Genomic DNA, 15,832 nt, shown 5'->3' with positions numbered 1-15,832 from the left:
CGAGCGGGGTCGGAACGCGTGCGGCGGCATTGGGGGGACCGCGCGCGTCAGGTGGGGGTGCATCGAGGGTAGGGACTGCCGAGCGAGCCTGTCATGCGAACGGGTGTTTGGTTCACCCTCCGAAGGTCTGGGGCGGAGGCCTGCGGTTTGGTCACCAACCGCAGATTCGACGCCGGGATTTCTGCGGTTGGTGACCAAACCGCAAGTGATCCAGGCCGAGGCTGTCGGCGGTGACGCAGACAGGTGGTCCGGGACCACCGGCCCCGCCGGTAGCATCGCGCCTCGATGAGCGAAACGATCCTGCTCGTAATCTCGTTGCTGCTCGTCGCGGCTTGCGGGATGTTCGTGGCCGCCGAGTTCGCCTTCGTCACCGTCGACCGCGGGAAGGTCGACCGGGCGACCGAGGCAGGGGACCGGGCCGCCGCAGGGGTCCAGCAGGCGCTCCGGACCCTGTCGACGCAGCTGTCCGGCGCCCAGGTCGGCATCACCGTCACCAACCTCGCCATCGGCTTCCTGGCCGAGCCCGCGATCTCCCAGCTCGTCGACGGGCCACTGATCTCCGCCGGGTTCCCGGAGGACTGGGTCCGGCCGACCGCGATCGGCCTGGGTCTGCTCATCAGCACCGCCCTGACCGTCGTCTTCGGCGAGCTGGTGCCCAAGAACTACGCCATCGCCCGGCCGATGGAGACCGCGCGAGCCACCCAGCGCCCGATGCGGGCCTTCACGCGGATCAACTCCCTCCCGATCCGGGTGCTCAACGGCTCCGCCAACGCGATCGTCCGGCGCCTGGGGGTGGAGCCGCAGGAGGAGCTGCGCTCGGCCCGCAGCTCCACCGAGCTGGCCAGCCTAATCGCCCACTCCGGTGAGCGCGGGACCCTCGACGCCGACACGGCCGAGCTGATGGAGCGGTCGGTCGAGTTCGGCACCCGCACGGCCGGCGAGATCATGACGCCTCGGGTGCGGACGACGAGCCTGGAGGCCACCGACCGCGCGATCTCGGTCATCGAGCTGGCCCGCAGCACGGGGCACTCGCGCTTCCCGGTGCTGGACGACGACGACATGGTGGTCGGGACCGTGCACGTCAAGCACGCGGTCGCGCTCCCCGTCTCCGAGCGGCCGACCACCCGCATCAAGCACATCATGGTGAAACCGATCGTGGTCCCGGACTCGCTCCGTCTCGACCCGCTGCTGGCCCTGCTGAGGGCAGACGGGTTCCAGATGGCCGTCGTCCTCGACGAGTACGGCGGCCACGCCGGCATCGTCACTCTCGAAGACGTCGTCGAGGAGATCGTCGGCGACATCGCCGACGAGCACGACCGGCTCGGCTCGCGGGCCTGGCAGCGGCGCGACGGCAGCTGGTCGCTCTCGGGGCTGCTGCGCCCCGACGAGGCCGAGGACATCACCGACATCGAGCTGCCCGAGCACGACGACTACGACACGGTCGCCGGGCTGGTCGTCCAGCTGCTCGGACGGATCCCGGCCTCCGGCGACGAGGCCGACGTCGAGCTGCCCGTCTCCCTCGAGGAGCGGGAGGACGCCGGGGTCAGCCGCCGGTACGCCACCTTGCGCGTGGACCGGATGGACGGTCTCAGGGTCGACCGGCTGACCGTGACGGTGCACGAGGAGCACGAGGAGCCGGAGTCGTGAGCGGCCTCCCCGCCATGCTGTTCGCGCTGCTCCTGCTGCTGGGCAACGCGTTCTTCGTCGGCGCCGAGTTCGCCCTGATCTCGGCACGGCGAAGCCAGATCGAGCCGCTCGCGCAGGCTGGGTCACGGATGGCGCGCGTGACGCTCACGGCGATGGAGAACATCTCCCTCGTCATCGGGGTCAACCAGCTCGGCATCACCGTGTGCGGCGTCCTGCTCGGTGCCATCGCCGAGCCCGCGATCGCGCACCTCGTCGAGGACCCGTTGCACGCCGCCGGCGTACCCGACGGGTTCCTCCACCCGATCGCGTTCGCCATCGCCCTGACCATCGTGGTCTACCTCCACGTCGTGCTCGGCGAGATGGTGCCCAAGAACCTCGCGATCGCCGGTCCCGAGCGCTCTGCTCTCGTGCTGGCTCCGATGGTCTGGGTGTTCGTCACCGTCCTGCGCCCGTTCGTCGTCATCCTCAACACCGTCGCCCGCGGCTTCCTGAGGTTGGTCGGCGTCGAGCTGCAGCAGGAGGTCGGCTCGACCTACACCCGTGAGGAAGTGGCTGCGCTGGTCGAGGAGTCGCGCGGAGAGGGCCTGCTCGAGGAAGAGGAGTACGGGCGGATCTCCGGGGCCCTCGGCTTCGCCGACAAGACCGTGGACGCCGTCGTGATGGCTCCTGACGGCCTGACGACCGTACGCCGCGGGGCCACCGCCGCCGACGTCGAGGACGTGTGTGCCGCCACCGGCTACAGCCGATTCCCGGTCACCGGCGACGACGGCGGCCTCCTCGGCTACCTGCACATCAAGGACGTGCTCGAGACCGACGCCGAACGGCGGACCCGGGCCATCGACGACAAGTGGATCCGGCCGTTCGCCGCGGTCCGCCCGGACGACTCCCTCCAGGACGCGTTGGAGACGCTGCAGCGCCGTGGCGCGCACATGGCCCGCGTCGTCGACGACGGCGGCCAGGTGGTGGGGCTGGTCACCCTCGAGGACGTCATCGAGGAGCTGGTCGGCGAGATCCGCGACGCCGCCCACCTGGAGGAGCCCGCTTGAGCCGGCGGTCGCGACGCGTCGGTGTGGGGATGCCGGAGCCGTCGTACCCGCTCTATAGGCTGAGCCGGTGCCCCGCTCCGACACGCTGACGACGCGTGTCTGGACGCTGCCCAACGCGATCAGCTTCCTGCGCCTGGCGCTGGTGCCGGTCTTCCTGTGGCTGGTGCTGGGCCCCGAGGCCGATGCGTGGGCACTCGGCCTCCTGATGGTCTCCGGCTTCACCGACTGGCTCGACGGCTGGCTCGCCCGACGGCTCGGCTCGTCGTCGCGACTCGGCGAGATCCTGGACCCCGTCGCCGACCGGCTCTACATCCTTGCCGTCGTCGTGGGCCTGGGGCTCCGCGAGATCATCCCCTGGTGGGTCGCGCTGATCCTGCCTCTGCGCGACCTGTTGCTGTGGGGTCTGGTGCCGTTCCTGCGCACGCGCGGCTACAGCGCCCTGCCCGTGCACTTCCTCGGCAAGGCCGCCACCTTCAACCTTCTCTACGCGTTCCCGCTGCTCCTCCTCGGCGACGGCACCGGCGTGGTCGCCTCGCTCGCCGACGTCTTCGGTTGGGCGTTCGCGATCTGGGGCATCGGCCTCTACTGGTGGGCGGGGGTCCTCTACGCCTACCAGGTCTACAAGCTGCTCCAGGACCGCGACAACCGCGTCGAGCCGGGTCCGGCTACGTCATGAGCGAGCCCACGACCCGCGCCCGGGCGACGGGCGCCCCGGCGTCGTACGAGCAGGAGTACGACACCGTCGACCGCGTCACCATGCCGCTGCTGCAGCGGATCACCGTGCAGGCCCTCGACGAGGACTACGCCCACGCGGCCCGACGACGCCAGGAGCAGGCAGGGGCGACCGGCGAGGTCGAGAGTCCCCGTAGCGTCTCGTGGTGGCTGTGGCTGGGCGTGACCGTCGTGGTGGGCATCCTGCTCGCAGTCGCCGGGCGGCAGACCTCGCAGGCCGCGGTCGACAACCAGAGCAGCCGGCCCGCCCTGATCGCGCGGATCGACGCCGAGCGCGGAGCGCTGGCCGAGACCCAGGAGAGGGTGGGGCGCTTCCAGGCGGTCATCAACGAGCTCCAGACCGAGAGCGACCGAGTCGCCCAGGACCAGGTCAGCACGGGCGAGGCCCTGCGCCGGTTGCAGGCCCGCACGGGCTACGTCGCCGTGACGGGGCCGGGGGTGCGCATCACCGTCCAGGACGCGCAGGGGGTGGACCCTGGCGACGCTATCCGCGACTCCGACCTCGCACTCCTGGTCAACGGGCTGTGGACGGCGGGTGCCGAGGCCATCGCGATCAACAACCAACGGCTGACGGCGCTGACCTACATCAAGAACAGCAGCCAGGCGATCAACGTGAACTCCCGCCCGCTCGTGCCTCCTTACGTCGTCGAGGCGATCGGCGACCCGAGGACGCTCCAGGCGCGGCTGCTCGAGAGTCCGAGCGGCGGCCGGTTCGAAGAGTTCGCCCGCGCCCTCGACTGGCAGGTCACCCGGCAGAACGTCGACCGGTTGCGCCTCCCGCAGGCGCCGGCCCGCATGCTGCGTTCGGCCGAGAAGGGGCTGGCGGGCAACGAGCCGCGTCCGGACCAAGAGGGGGGTACGACGTGATCGCGATCCTGGGACTGATCGTCGGGGTGGTGCTGGGGCTGGTGCTGCAGCCCAACGTTCCGCTGGCCCTGGTGCCCTACCTGCCGATCGCCGTCGTGGCCGCACTGGACGCCGTCTTCGGCGGCCTGCGCGCCCTGCTCGACGGCATCTTCGACGACAAGGTCTTCGTCGTCTCCTTCTTCAGCAACGTCGTGGTCGCGGCCGCCGTCGTCTTCCTGGGCGACAAGCTGGGCGTCGGCGGTCAGCTCTCCACTGGTGTGATCGTGGTCCTCGGCATCCGGATCTTCTCCAACGTCGCCGCGATCCGGAGGCACGTCTTCCATGCCTGAGCCAGCAGCCGACGAGCCCAAAGTCGCCGACCGGAAGGCACCGGCCCGAGAACAGGCCCGAGAGGCGGCCCGAGAGTCGGCCCGAGAGTCGGCACCGCGCCAGACCGGCCGGCAGCGGCTGTGGGAGTCGCTGGTCAAGCCGTCGCCGTCGCAGTTCGTGGTGGCCCTGCTGCTCGCGGCCGTCGGGTTCTTCGCCGTCACGCAGGTGCGCACCAACGAGCTGGACAACGAGTACGCCGGCTACCGCGAGCAGGACCTCATCGACGTGCTCACCGGGCTCTCCGACGCGTCGCAGAACGCCGAGCGCGAGCTGGCCCGGCTCGAGAGCGCCCGACGCGACCTCCGCTCGGTGACCAGCCGCCAGGAGGCCGCGCTGACCGAGGCGCAGCAGTCGCTCGAGACCTACCAGGTGCTGGCCGGCGTGGTCGAGGTGACCGGTCCCGGCATCCGGATCACCATCGAGGAGACCGACGGCCAGGTCACGCTGTCGACGATGATCGACCTGGTGCAGGAGCTGCGCAACGCCGGCGCGGAGGCGATCGCGATCAACGACGAGGTCAGGGTGGTCGCCCAGACCTCCTTCGAGGAGATCGCGGGCGGCTTCGAGGCAGGGGGCGAGCCGATCTCCGCCCCCTACACCCTCGACGTGATCGGCGATCCCGAGGCGCTGCGCGGAGGGATCGTCTTCCTCACCGGGCCGGAGGACCAGCTCGAGGACGACGGCGCCGAGGTCGAGATCGAGGAGTTCTCTTCGCTCGACATCACCGTGGTGCGTGACGCGGTGCGCCCCGACTTCGCCGAGCCCGACGAGCCCAGCGTCGGCTGAGGGACTAATCTGCTGGCCGTCCCCCTGCCGACTGGGCGGCCGCGAGGACCAGTCGTCTCGACCAGAGGAGAGCCGTGTACCCCGACAACCTGAAGTACACCCGCGAGCACGAGTGGGTGCAGTCGCCCGGCGAGGCGGAGGGCTCGGTGCGGATCGGCATCACCCACTACGCCCAGGACGCGCTCGGCGACATCGTCTACGTGTCACTTCCCGAGGTGGGCGAGTCGGTCAGCGCAGGTGCGACCTGCGGCGAGCTCGAGTCCACCAAGTCCGTCAGCGACATCTTCGCCCCGGTCAGCGGCGAGGTGGTCTCGGTCAACGAGTCCCTCACCAACACCCCTGAGCTCGTCAACAGCGACCCCTACGGCGGCGGGTGGCTCTTCGAGGTCGTCCCCGGTGACGCAGGCGAGGCCGATGGGCTCATGGACGCGGCGTCGTACCAAGCCACCCTCGAAGCCTGACGCCACCGTCCCTGCGCCGCCCGTCGATGGCCCTTGGGTGCATCGGCTTGCATCGGCTTGCGGCGTTGCCACCTCGCCCCTGCGAGTCGCTTTGATAGGTTCGATGCATGCCGTTCTGCACCGCCTGCGGGAAGTCGAATCCCGACGACGCCAGGTTCTGCGCGCAGTGCGGCACCCGCCTGCTGAGCGCGGACAGCAGCGACAGCGGCATCGCCACCGGGTCCACCGAGCCCGCTGTCGAGACCACCGCCACGATCACGTTCGGTGCCCCCGACAGCAAGGTCGAGACCTCCGACCGCAACCTCAGCCCGGTCGACGCCGCCGCGGTGGACGCGCTGCCTCCCGGGCACGCGCTGCTCGTGGTGCAGCGGGGGCCGGGCGCCGGCAGCCGGTTCCTCCTCGACCTCGACGTCGTGCAGGCGGGACGCCACCCTGACAGCGAGATCTTCCTCGACGACGTGACGGTGTCGCGACGGCACGCCGAGTTCCGGCGCAACGGGACGCAGTTCTCGGTGAGCGACGCGGGCAGCCTCAACGGGACCTACGTCAACCGCGACCGCATCGACAGCGTCACGCTGCGCGACGGCGACGAGGTCCAGATCGGCAAGTACCGGCTCGTCTTCTTCTCCGGACCCGGGCTGTAGCCGCGATGGCGACCACCACAGCTCCATCGGGGTCGGCCGCTTCCTCCGGGCGTCCGAGGTTCAACATCGGACAGGTGCTCGACCAGCTCCGTCAGGACTACGAAGGCATCTCCATCCCCAAGATCCGGTTCTGGGAGGAGAAGGGGCTGATCAAGCCTGAGCGGACTGCCGCCGGCTACCGCAAGTTCTCCGCCGACGACGTCGAGCGGCTGCGCTACATCCTGCGGATGCAGCGCGACCACTACCTCCCGCTGAAGGTGATCGGCGAGCACCTCGACGCCATCGACCGTGGCCTGGCGCCGCCGGCCATCGAGTCCGTGGTCCCGACCGTGCCGCAGGTCGCGCTCGCGGGCGACGGGCTGCCGAGTCCGGCGTCGTACGGCGGCCGCAGCGACATGCGGCTCTCGCGCCGTGAGCTGATCAAGGTCGCGGAGATCTCGACCGAGCTGCTCGACCAGCTCGAGCAGTACGGCCTGATCTCACCGCGCACCGGGACCGGTCACTACGACGCGGACGCGCTGGTGATCGCCTCGACGGCGCGCGAGCTGGCGGACTTCGGCTTCGAGCCGCGACACCTCCGCGCCTTCAAGACCGCCGCCGACCGCGAGGTCGGTCTGGTGGAGCAGGTGGTGGCGCCCCTCAAGGCAGGGAAGGACGCCTCGGCCAGGGCCCGGGCCGACGACGCGGTGTCCGAGATCGCCTCGCTCTCGGTCCGCCTGCACGCGACCCTGGTCAAGTCCGGCCTGCGCCGCTGACGGCCGCGCGCACGAGGCGTGCGCGCGGTCGGCCCGTGACGTCCCCTGGTGCCCGGTCGGCCGGTCCGGCGGCGTACCAACCCCGGAGTAGGGTTGAGACGTGCGCGAAGTCGACGTCATCGGAGTCCGGGTGGAGATGCCCTCGAACCAACCGATCGTGCTCCTGCGCGAGGTGACGGGGGAGCGCTACCTCCCGATCTGGATCGGCGCGGTGGAGGCCACCGCGATCGCCTTCGCCCAGCAGGGCGTCGTGCCGCCACGGCCGCTCACCCACGACCTGATGAAGGACGTGCTGGACGCGACCGGCATCGACCTCACCGAGGTGCGCATCACCGAGGTCAAGGACAACGTCTTCTACGCGCTGCTCGTCTTCGGCTCCGGGGTCGAGGTCAGCGCCCGCCCCTCCGACTCGATCGCCCTCGCGCTGCGCACCGGCGCCCGCATCGTCTGCGCCGACGAGGTCCTCGACGACGCCGGCCTCGAAGTCCCCGCCGAGCAGGAGGACGAGGTCGAGCGGTTCCGAGAGTTCCTCGACAACGTCTCCGCCGAGGACTTCGAGCAGCACTGAGCGCGGCGGCGACATCTGCGGTTTGGTCACCAACCGCAGGTTTTCCCGTCTGATTTCTGCGGTTGGTGACCAAACCGCAGGTCTCCGGCCCCTGAAACCGGTGTCGACCCCCGCTTGAGGGTTCGGCAAGCAACCCTCACCCTCAAGCAGAGGTTGAGACTTGCGACACGCCGAGCCGACCGTTTGACCGGGGTGGGGGTGGGCCCTACCTTGAAGTGTCTCCGGTGTAACTCCACCGTTGTCGTCACGTGCGGGCCCCCGACCCACGATGATGAGCGGATTCCCTGGGAGTGGCGCTGACGGAGTAGTTCGACGGAGGTCGACAGTGGGTGTGGACGAGAACCAGAAGCCCGGTGACAACACCGAGGCAGCGCTGGCGGCCGCCGACGAGCAGGGTCTCCTGTTCACCGACGACGTCTCCCCGCTTCCGAGCGACACCGGTTACCGCGGGCCCACGGCCTGCAACGCCGCCGGCATCACCTACCGCCAGCTCGACTACTGGGCCCGCACCGGCCTGGTCGAGCCGACCGTCCGTGGCGCCAAGGGCTCCGGCTCGCAGCGGCTCTACTCCTTCCGCGACATCCTGATCCTCCGGGTGATCAAGCGGCTGCTCGACGCCGGCATCTCCCTGCCGCAGATCCGCACCGCCGTCCAGTTCCTGCGTGAGCGCGGCACCGACGACCTCACCCGCGTCACCCTGATGAGCGACGGCGCCTCGGTCTACGAGTGCACCAGCAGCGACGAGGTCATCGACCTCCTCCAGGGTGGCCAAGGCGTGTTCGGCATCGCCATCGGCGGTGTGTGGAGCGAGATCGAGGGGACTCTCGCCGAGCTTCCGTCCGAGCGCACCGTCGAGGACTCCGAGGAGCCCGCTGTCACCGGCGACGAGCTCGCCGCCAGGCGCGCCGCGCGCGCCACCGGCTGAGCCTCACCGCTACCCAGCCCTGCTCTCCGTACGCCGGATCGCACACGCGATCCGGCGTACGTCATTTCTCGGCCGCGTTCTGCACAACCCTCCGACTGTCGCGTCGATGCCGGTGGCAGGGGCGCCGGTGATAGGTTCGGAAGGCTGACGATCCCGCGTGGGAGAGTCTCCGGCGCTCAAGGCCCACCGGCCGGCGGCGGCGGAGCGCCGAAGGGGCAACCCCTCCCCGGAACCTCTCAGGCGCCAAGGACCACACGGGATCAGCGACTCTGGAGCGCCACCCGACCCACCCCACACCCCGGGCGGCGTGACTGAGGGGGAGGCGACCGAACGACACCTACGTCGAGGAGCGCCTTTCCGTGACCGTCACCCGTCCTGACCTCACCCAGCTTGCCTCTCGTGGCCCCGGGCCCAGCCTCACCAGCCTCGAGGCCGCGGCTGCTGCCGCCTTCGCCGATCGGCACATCGGGCTCTCCGACACCGACATCGAGAAGATGCTGGCCACGCTCGGCTACGCGAGCCTCGACGACCTCATGTCGGCGGCGGTGCCGAAGGTCATCCAGCTGGGCCTCGGTCAGGACGCGCTCACGCTGCCCGGTGCCGCCTCCGAGGACGCGGTCGCCAAGGAGCTCCGCGCCCTGGCGGCAGCCAACCGCCCGGGGGAGTCGATGATCGGTCTCGGATACCACGGCACGCTGACCCCGCCCGTCATCCGCCGCAACGTGCTCGAGGACCCGAGCTGGTACACCGCCTACACGCCGTACCAGCCCGAGATCTCCCAGGGCCGGCTCGAGGCGCTGATCAACTTCCAGACCGTCATCGGCGACCTCACCGGCCTGCCGACCGCCGGTGCGTCGCTCCTCGACGAGGCCACCGCCGCCGCCGAGGCGATGACGCTGGTCCGTCGAGCCACGCCCCGATCCAAGTCGGGGAAAGCGACCGGGCCGTTCGTCGTCGACGCCGACGCGCTCCCGCAGACCATCGACGTGGTGCAGACCCGCGCCCGGGCCATGGGCATCGAGGTGGTCGTCGCCGACCTCACCTCGGGGCTTCCGGACGGTGAGCTGTGCGGCGTGCTCGTGCAGTACCCCGGCGCTTCGGGCCGGGTCATCGACCCGCGACCGCTGATCGAGGAGACCCACGCACGCGGGGCGCTGGCCGTGGTCGCTGCCGACCTGCTGGCCCTCACGCTGCTCGAGTCGCCGGGCGAGCTCGGTGCCGATGTGGTCGTCGGCTCGTCGCAGCGCTTCGGCGTGCCGCTCTTCTACGGCGGCCCGCACGCGGGATTCATGTCGGTCAAGGCCGGCTTCGAGCGGCACCTGCCCGGACGTCTGGTCGGGGTCTCCGTGGACCAGGAGGGGCGCCCGGCGTACCGCCTGGCCCTGCAGACCCGTGAGCAGCACATCCGTCGGGACAAGGCGACCTCCAACATCTGCACGGCCCAGGTGCTCCTCGCGGTCGTCGCGTCGATGTACGCCGTCTATCACGGTCCCGAGGGGTTGCGCGCGATCGCGACGCGCGCACACAAGTACGCCGTCCGCATCGCCGACGCGCTGCGCGGCGCCGGGCTCGAGCTGGCCCACGACGAGTTCTTCGACACCCTGGCAGTCAAGGTGCCGAGGCGGGCAGCCGAGGTGGTGGCCGCCGCGCGGTCGCACGGCCTCCACCTGCGTCTGGTCGACGCGGACACGGTCGGGCTCTCCACCTCGGAGACCACCTCACGCTCCACGGTGACCGCGGTGCTGCGGGCCTTCGAGGTCGACGCGGCCAGTGCCACCCCGTCGTACGACGACAGCGCGGACGCGCTGCCCGACGCGCTGCGCCGCAGCACGGACTACCTCACCCACGAGGTCTTCCACTCGCACCGCAGCGAGACGCAGCTCCTGCGCTACCTGCGCCGGCTGTCCGCTCGCGACTACGCCCTCGACCGGGGCATGATCCCGCTCGGCTCGTGCACGATGAAGCTGAACGCCACGACCGAGATGGAGCCGGTCAGCCTCACCGGCTTCGCCGACCTGCACCCCTTCGCGCCGGCCGAGGACGCGCTCGGCTACGCCCAGCTGGTGGGCGACCTGGAGAGCTGGTTGGCGGAGGTGACGGGCTACGACCGGGTCTCCATCCAGCCGAACGCCGGATCCCAGGGGGAGTTCGCCGGGCTGCTGGCCATCCGGCGCTACCACCAGGCCAACGGCGACCACGACCGCGACGTCATCCTCATCCCGTCGTCCGCACACGGCACCAACGCCGCGTCCGCGGTGATGGCCGGTCTCCGGGTGGTGGTCGTCAAGGCCACGGAGGACGGGTCGGTGGACCTCGACGACCTCCGGGCCAAGTGCGAGGAGCACGCGCAGACGCTCGCGGGCGTGATGATCACCTACCCCTCGACGCACGGCGTCTACGAGGACACCGTCAGCCAGCTGTGCGAGATGGTGCACGACCACGGCGGGCAGGTGTACGTCGACGGGGCCAACCTCAACGCGCTGCTGGGCTACGCGCGGCCGGGCAAGTTCGGCGGTGACGTCTCGCACCTCAATCTGCACAAGACGTTCTGCATCCCGCACGGCGGAGGTGGCCCAGGCGTGGGCCCGGTCGGGGTGCGCGAGCATCTCGCCCGCTACCTCCCCTCGCACCCGCTGCACCCGGAGGAGCGCAAGCGGGCCGGCATCGGCGCGATCAGCGCGGCGCCGTACGGCTCGGCGGGCATCCTGCCGATCTCGTGGGCGTACGTCCGGCTGATGGGCGCGGAGGGCCTGACCCGGGCGACGGCCGCGGCCGTGCTCTCGGCCAACTACGTCGCGGCGCGGCTCGACGAGCACTTCCCGGTGCTCTACAAGGGCGACCACGGCCTGGTGGCGCACGAGTGCATCCTCGACCTGCGCCAGCTCACCAAGGACACCGGCGTCAGCGTCGACGACGTGGCCAAGCGGCTCATCGACTACGGCTTCCACGCGCCGACGATGTCGTTCCCCGTGGCCGGAACGCTGATGGTGGAGCCGACCGAGTCGGAGGACCTCGCCGAGATCGACCGGTTCTGCGACGCGATGATCGCGATCCGGCGCGAGATCGACCGGGTCGGCGCGGGCGAGTGGAGCGCGGACGACTCCCCGCTGCGGCACGCGCCGCACACGACGCGGGCGATCACGGGGGAGTGGGAGCGTCCGTACTCCCGCGAGATCGGTGCGTTCCCGGCCGGTCACGACCCCGACAAGTACTGGCCGCCCGTCGCCCGGATCGACCAGGCCTACGGCGACCGTCACCTGGTGTGTGCGTGCCCGCCGATCGAGGCCTTCGCCGAGGCTGTCGACTGAGCTCGATCAGCGGGAGATGCCGCTCGACCACCGAGGGGACCTCGGTGGTCGAGCAGCGGGCGGAGCGAGCGGGAAGTCGAGACCACCCGCACGGAGTCAGCTGATCGGGGTCTTGGTGACCTCGAGCTTGTAGAAGAACGCCGGCGCGCAGGTCAGGTCGACCGCGGTGCCGCCGTACGTGAGGGTCAGGTCGTGCGCCAGCTGGCGGTGCCAGCCGTCGGAGACCACGCGGTAGCCGGCGTCGTCGATCTCCTCGTGGACGTGCTTGCGCTTGCCGACCTTCGAGGCGGTGCCGGTGATCTTGGCCCGCTTGCCCTTGATGTCGACCGACGTCTTCACGACACCGTCGGACAGGATGTCCTTGGGCTCACGTGACGCGGCGAGGCCAGGCTTGTCGTTCAGGATGACCTGGACGTAGTTGGTGAAGGTGTCGTTCTCGTAGAGGTTGACGTACGCCGACAGCCCGCGGGCCTCGCCGGTGCACTCGAGAACGATGCCCTTCTCGGTGGTGACGATGGGCTGGACGCCCTGGCTGGGGTGGGCGTCTGCCGCATTGACCGTGCCGCCGACGACGACGGACCCGGCCAGCGCTGCCGCGGCGGCGCCGGCGGCGATGAGGGTGCTGCGCATGGTGGTTCTCTCCTTCTGGGTGGTGGTCATCAGTTGATGACACGCCCAAGACGCGACCTGCTCGTCCGAGGTTGCACGTCACGGCCGTGACCCGGCTGTGAGCCGCGTCACGCAGGAAAGGGAGTGCCGTCAGCGCGCCTGGCTGACGCTCGACATGTTGAAGTCGGGGACCCGCAACGCCGGCGTGGCCGTGCGAGAGAAGTAGTCGTCGCCCCACTCGCGACTGAAGCTCGGCGCGGTCTCGGACGCGTGGGTGAACCGGGTGAGCAGGTCGAGCGGGCTCTCGTTGAAGCGGAAGTTGTTGACCTCGCCGGTGATCTCGCCGTTCTCGATCAGGTAGACACCGTCCCGGGTCAGCCCGGTGAGCAGGAGCGACTGCGCGTCGACCTCGCGGATGTACCACAGGCAGGTCAGCAGCAAGCCGCGCTCGGTGCCGGCGACGAGGTCGTCGATGGTCCCCGAGCCGCCGTCGATCTCGAGCACGAGGTTGTCGACGTAGGGCGTCACGGTCTGCCCGGTCATCTGCGCCGACTGCCGCGTCTGCAGGAGCGCACGCAGCACCCCGTCCTGGATCCAGTGCGTACGACCCAGCGGGATGCCGTTGTCGAAGACGGACTGCTCGTTACCCGAGGACGTCGCCAGCGCGAACGGCGCGCACTCGAGCCCGGGGTAGGCCGGGTCGGAGAGCAGCTGCACCCCCGGCTTCGCGATGGACTCGCCGATGCGGGTGGTCTGACCCTCCGGGGAGCCCGCGCGGGCGCTGTAGGCGGACTGGCCCTCGTGGGCGGTGCGGGCGCCGGCGTACCAGTAGGCGTCGATCATCAGGTCGGCGACCGAGCTCGGCGGCAGGATCGTGTCGTAGCGCCCCGCCGGCAGGTCCACCTGTCGCTCGCCCCAGCCGAGGCGGACCGCGAGCCGCTCGTCGAAGGAGAGCGCGTCGACATCGGCGAAGTCGCGGGTCGCTCCGCCGATCCAGGCGCTGCGGGCTCGGTCGGAGGTCTTGCCGGTGCAGCCGTAGTGACCGGTGGGCTGGACGTGGCGCAGCCGCAGGCCGGTCGACGAACCGACGTACGTCGTGGTGACCCCGTGGTTGACGAAGCCGTAGAGCACCCGCGCGCCGGCGTCGGCTCGCTTGAACGCCTCGCCGAGCGCCGGAGCGAGGTCGTCGTAGACGTGGATGTCGGTGCTGCCGGGCTCGTCGTCCCAGTCGTCGCCGGCCGCGCCGGCGATGAGCCCCGCCTCGTCCTCAGCGGGCGAGCCGGCCCGCGCCGCGGCATCGGCGGCTGCCACCAGCTCGCCGACGCGCTCGGGCGTGCTGGCGCTGCCGCTCACCGAACCGGTGGCCACCCCACCGTCGACGCGCGCGAACGAGATGACGGTGACGTGCACGTCGTGCATCACACCGTTGGTCGTGAGGGTGTTGTTGGCCCACCGCAGGTTGGCGTGGGTGCCGTTGCTGACGATGGCGATGCAGTCGTCGGCGGTGCTCGAGGCCAACGCGTGCTCGACCAGCTGCTGAGGAGTCGCCATCAGTGACCCGCCTCCTGGAGGGCGTTGAGGATGCGGATGCCGCGGAACCGGGCGCTCGGGCACCCGTGACTGACCGCGGCGACTTGTCCGGGTTGGGCCTTCCCGCAGTTGAACGCGCCACCGAGCACCCAGGTGTCGGGACCTCCGACGGCGTCCATCGAGCCCCAGAAGTCCGTGGTGGTCGCTTGGTAGGCCGCGTCGCGGACCTGCCCGGCGAGACGGCCGTTCTCGATCAGGAAGAACCGCTGCCCGGTGAACTGGAAATTGTAGCGCTGCATGTCGATCGACCAGGACTTGTCACCGACGACGTAGAGGCCTCGCTCGACGTCGGCGATCAGCTCGTCGGTGCTCGGCCCGTCGGGGGCGGGCTGGAGCGACACGTTGGCCATCCGCTGGATGGGGATGTGGCTGGGGGAGTCGGCGTACGCGCAGCCGTTGGAGCGGCCGCCGTTGAGCTCGGGGTGCATCAGCCCCATCTGCCGGTCGAGCTGGTAGCCCACCAGGACGCCGTCCTTGACGATGTCCCACGACTGGGTCTCGACGCCCTCGTCGTCGTACCCGATCGTGGCGAGGCCGTGCTCGACGGTGCGGTCGCCGGTGACGTTCATCAGCTCGGAGCCGTATTGCAGCGTGCCGAGCTTGTCGTAGGTCGCGAAGGACGTGCCGGCGTAGTTGGCTTCGTAGCCCAGCGCGCGGTCGAGCTCGGTGGCGTGACCGATGGACTCGTGGATCGTGAGCCAGAGGTTGGACGGGTCGATGACGAGGTCGTAGATGCCCGGGTCGACGGTGGTGGCCTTGAGCTTCTCGGCGAGCAGGTCGGGCGCCTGCAGGAGCTCGCTGTCCCAGTCCCACAGGCCGTCGGTGAGGAACTCGTAGCCGTGCGCCACCGGAGGCGCGATGGTGCGCATGGAGTCGAAGTGGCCGGTGCCGGCATCAGACCCCATCGCCTCGAACGCCGGCTGCAGGCGGATGCGCTGCTGGGTCGTGCGGGTGCCGGCGAGGTCGGCGTAGTACTTGTTCTCCTGCACCTGCTGCAGCGATGCGCTGGCGTGCTGGACGAAGCCGTGCTCGCGCAGCCGGTTGGTCCAGTCGATCAGCAGCGCGGCCTTCTCCGCCGTCGGCACCTCGAGCGGGTTCACGAGGTGGGGCGACACCCAGGTCACGTCGGCGTGGACCGGCTCGGCGGCCAGCTCGACAGGGGTCGAGGTCATGTCGGCGGCGACCTTGGCGACGGCGACGGCCGTGTCGGCGAGCCGCAGCGCCTCCTCCTCGGTGAGCACGACACCGGCGGCGAAGCCCCAGGCCCCGCCATGGATCACCCGGACGGCGAAGCCGAGGTCCTCGGAGTCGGCAGCTCCCTGCAGGTGGCCGTCGCGCACACCGATGTGCTGGTAGCGCACCCGCTCGAAGCGGAAGTCGGCATGCGTGGCCCCCAGGTCGGCGGCCCGTTGGAGGGCGACGTCGCCGAGGCGGCGGTAGGGGAGGGCGGTGAACGAGTCGTCGAGCTGGGGCTCAGAAGGCACGACGTCGAACCTAGCGCGTGGGTCCCCCAGGGGTGCCAGCG

15 protein-coding genes and 1 riboswitch are annotated in these 15,832 nt (G+C 70.5%); of the genes, 12 read left to right on the top strand and 3 right to left on the bottom strand.

What is annotated here, in order from left to right; translation table 11 throughout:
- Positions 1-285: 285 nt before the first annotated feature.
- The 12 genes from ABD295_RS07455 (at position 286) to gcvP (ending at position 12,108) form a co-directional block, all read left to right on the top strand.
- Positions 286-1,647, top strand: coding sequence for a hemolysin family protein (locus ABD295_RS07455; protein ID WP_344303046.1), 1,362 nt, complete (start codon positions 286-288; stop codon positions 1,645-1,647).
- On the top strand, positions 1,644-2,693 hold the full coding sequence (locus tag ABD295_RS07450) for a hemolysin family protein (protein WP_344303045.1): 1,050 nt from the start codon (positions 1,644-1,646) through the stop codon (positions 2,691-2,693). The genes ABD295_RS07455 and ABD295_RS07450 overlap by 4 nt, the downstream gene beginning before the upstream one ends.
- A gap of 67 nt (positions 2,694-2,760) precedes the next feature.
- Entirely contained in the window at positions 2,761-3,369 is a 609-nt protein-coding gene (gene clsA, locus ABD295_RS07445; RefSeq protein ID WP_344303044.1) for a cardiolipin synthase ClsA, read from the top strand.
- Positions 3,366-4,292 carry a DUF881 domain-containing protein gene (locus ABD295_RS07440; RefSeq protein ID WP_344303043.1) on the top strand — a complete coding sequence of 309 codons (927 nt, stop codon included), beginning with the start codon at positions 3,366-3,368 and terminating at the stop codon, positions 4,290-4,292. Before clsA ends, ABD295_RS07440 begins: the two co-directional genes overlap by 4 nt.
- Positions 4,289-4,621: a small basic family protein gene (locus ABD295_RS07435; protein ID WP_344303042.1), complete on the top strand. Its 333-nt coding sequence runs from the start codon at positions 4,289-4,291 to the stop codon at positions 4,619-4,621. The genes ABD295_RS07440 and ABD295_RS07435 overlap by 4 nt, the downstream gene beginning before the upstream one ends.
- A complete protein-coding gene (locus ABD295_RS07430) occupies positions 4,614-5,447 on the top strand; it encodes a DUF881 domain-containing protein (RefSeq protein WP_344303041.1) in 834 nt (277 codons plus the stop codon). Before ABD295_RS07435 ends, ABD295_RS07430 begins: the two co-directional genes overlap by 8 nt.
- A gap of 74 nt (positions 5,448-5,521) precedes the next feature.
- The gene (gcvH, locus tag ABD295_RS07425) at positions 5,522-5,908 is read left to right on the top strand and encodes a glycine cleavage system protein GcvH (RefSeq protein ID WP_344303040.1); all 387 of its coding nucleotides are present in this window, start codon (positions 5,522-5,524) and stop codon (positions 5,906-5,908) included.
- A gap of 107 nt (positions 5,909-6,015) precedes the next feature.
- On the top strand, positions 6,016-6,552 hold the full coding sequence (locus ABD295_RS07420; protein ID WP_344303039.1) for an FHA domain-containing protein: 537 nt from the start codon (positions 6,016-6,018) through the stop codon (positions 6,550-6,552).
- A 74-nt stretch (positions 6,553-6,626) separates the two neighbouring features.
- Positions 6,627-7,307, top strand: coding sequence for a transcriptional regulator FtsR (gene ftsR / locus ABD295_RS07415; protein ID WP_344303038.1), 681 nt, complete (start codon positions 6,627-6,629; stop codon positions 7,305-7,307).
- Positions 7,308-7,407: 100 nt separating this feature from the next.
- Positions 7,408-7,875: a bifunctional nuclease family protein gene (locus tag ABD295_RS07410; protein ID WP_344303037.1), complete on the top strand. Its 468-nt coding sequence runs from the start codon at positions 7,408-7,410 to the stop codon at positions 7,873-7,875.
- Positions 7,876-8,206: 331 nt separating this feature from the next.
- A complete protein-coding gene (locus ABD295_RS07405; protein WP_425574004.1) occupies positions 8,207-8,800 on the top strand; it encodes a MerR family transcriptional regulator in 594 nt (197 codons plus the stop codon).
- 148 nt (positions 8,801-8,948) lie between these two features.
- A riboswitch (glycine riboswitch) is annotated at positions 8,949-9,063 on the top strand.
- A 201-nt stretch (positions 9,064-9,264) separates the two neighbouring features.
- On the top strand, positions 9,265-12,108 hold the full coding sequence (gene gcvP, locus ABD295_RS07400) for an aminomethyl-transferring glycine dehydrogenase (RefSeq protein ID WP_344303218.1): 2,844 nt from the start codon (positions 9,265-9,267) through the stop codon (positions 12,106-12,108).
- 96 nt (positions 12,109-12,204) lie between these two features.
- Here gcvP and ABD295_RS07395 read toward each other — a convergent pair whose 3' ends face one another.
- The 3 genes from ABD295_RS07395 to ABD295_RS07385 form a co-directional block, all read right to left on the bottom strand.
- Positions 12,205-12,768, bottom strand: a complete 564-nt coding sequence (locus ABD295_RS07395; RefSeq protein WP_344303036.1) for a hypothetical protein — start codon at positions 12,766-12,768, stop codon at positions 12,205-12,207.
- Between the two features lie 99 nt (positions 12,769-12,867).
- Positions 12,868-14,268: a metallopeptidase TldD-related protein gene (locus ABD295_RS07390; RefSeq protein ID WP_344303035.1), complete on the bottom strand. Its 1,401-nt coding sequence runs from the start codon at positions 14,266-14,268 to the stop codon at positions 12,868-12,870.
- A complete protein-coding gene (locus ABD295_RS07385) occupies positions 14,268-15,791 on the bottom strand; it encodes a TldD/PmbA family protein (protein ID WP_344303034.1) in 1,524 nt (507 codons plus the stop codon). Before ABD295_RS07385 ends, ABD295_RS07390 begins: the two co-directional genes overlap by 1 nt.
- Positions 15,792-15,832: the final 41 nt, after the last annotated feature.

The sequence above is a fragment of the Nocardioides bigeumensis genome, from assembly GCF_039531755.1.
In the GTDB taxonomy this organism is placed as follows: Bacteria; Actinomycetota; Actinomycetes; order Propionibacteriales; family Nocardioidaceae; genus Nocardioides; species Nocardioides bigeumensis.
This window is presented reverse-complemented; position numbering and strand designations above follow the sequence as displayed.

Coding starts and splice junctions, on each gene's coding strand:
- ABD295_RS07440 (WP_344303043.1), top strand. CDS start 3,366: ATGAGCGAGCCCACGACCCGCGCCCGGGCGACGGGCGCCCCGGCGTCG.
- ABD295_RS07455 (WP_344303046.1), top strand. CDS start 286: ATGAGCGAAACGATCCTGCTCGTAATCTCGTTGCTGCTCGTCGCGGCT.
- ABD295_RS07420 (WP_344303039.1), top strand. CDS start 6,016: ATGCCGTTCTGCACCGCCTGCGGGAAGTCGAATCCCGACGACGCCAGG.
- ABD295_RS07430 (WP_344303041.1), top strand. CDS start 4,614: ATGCCTGAGCCAGCAGCCGACGAGCCCAAAGTCGCCGACCGGAAGGCA.
- ABD295_RS07390 (WP_344303035.1), bottom strand. CDS start 14,268: ATGGCGACTCCTCAGCAGCTGGTCGAGCACGCGTTGGCCTCGAGCACC.
- ABD295_RS07395 (WP_344303036.1), bottom strand. CDS start 12,768: ATGACCACCACCCAGAAGGAGAGAACCACCATGCGCAGCACCCTCATC.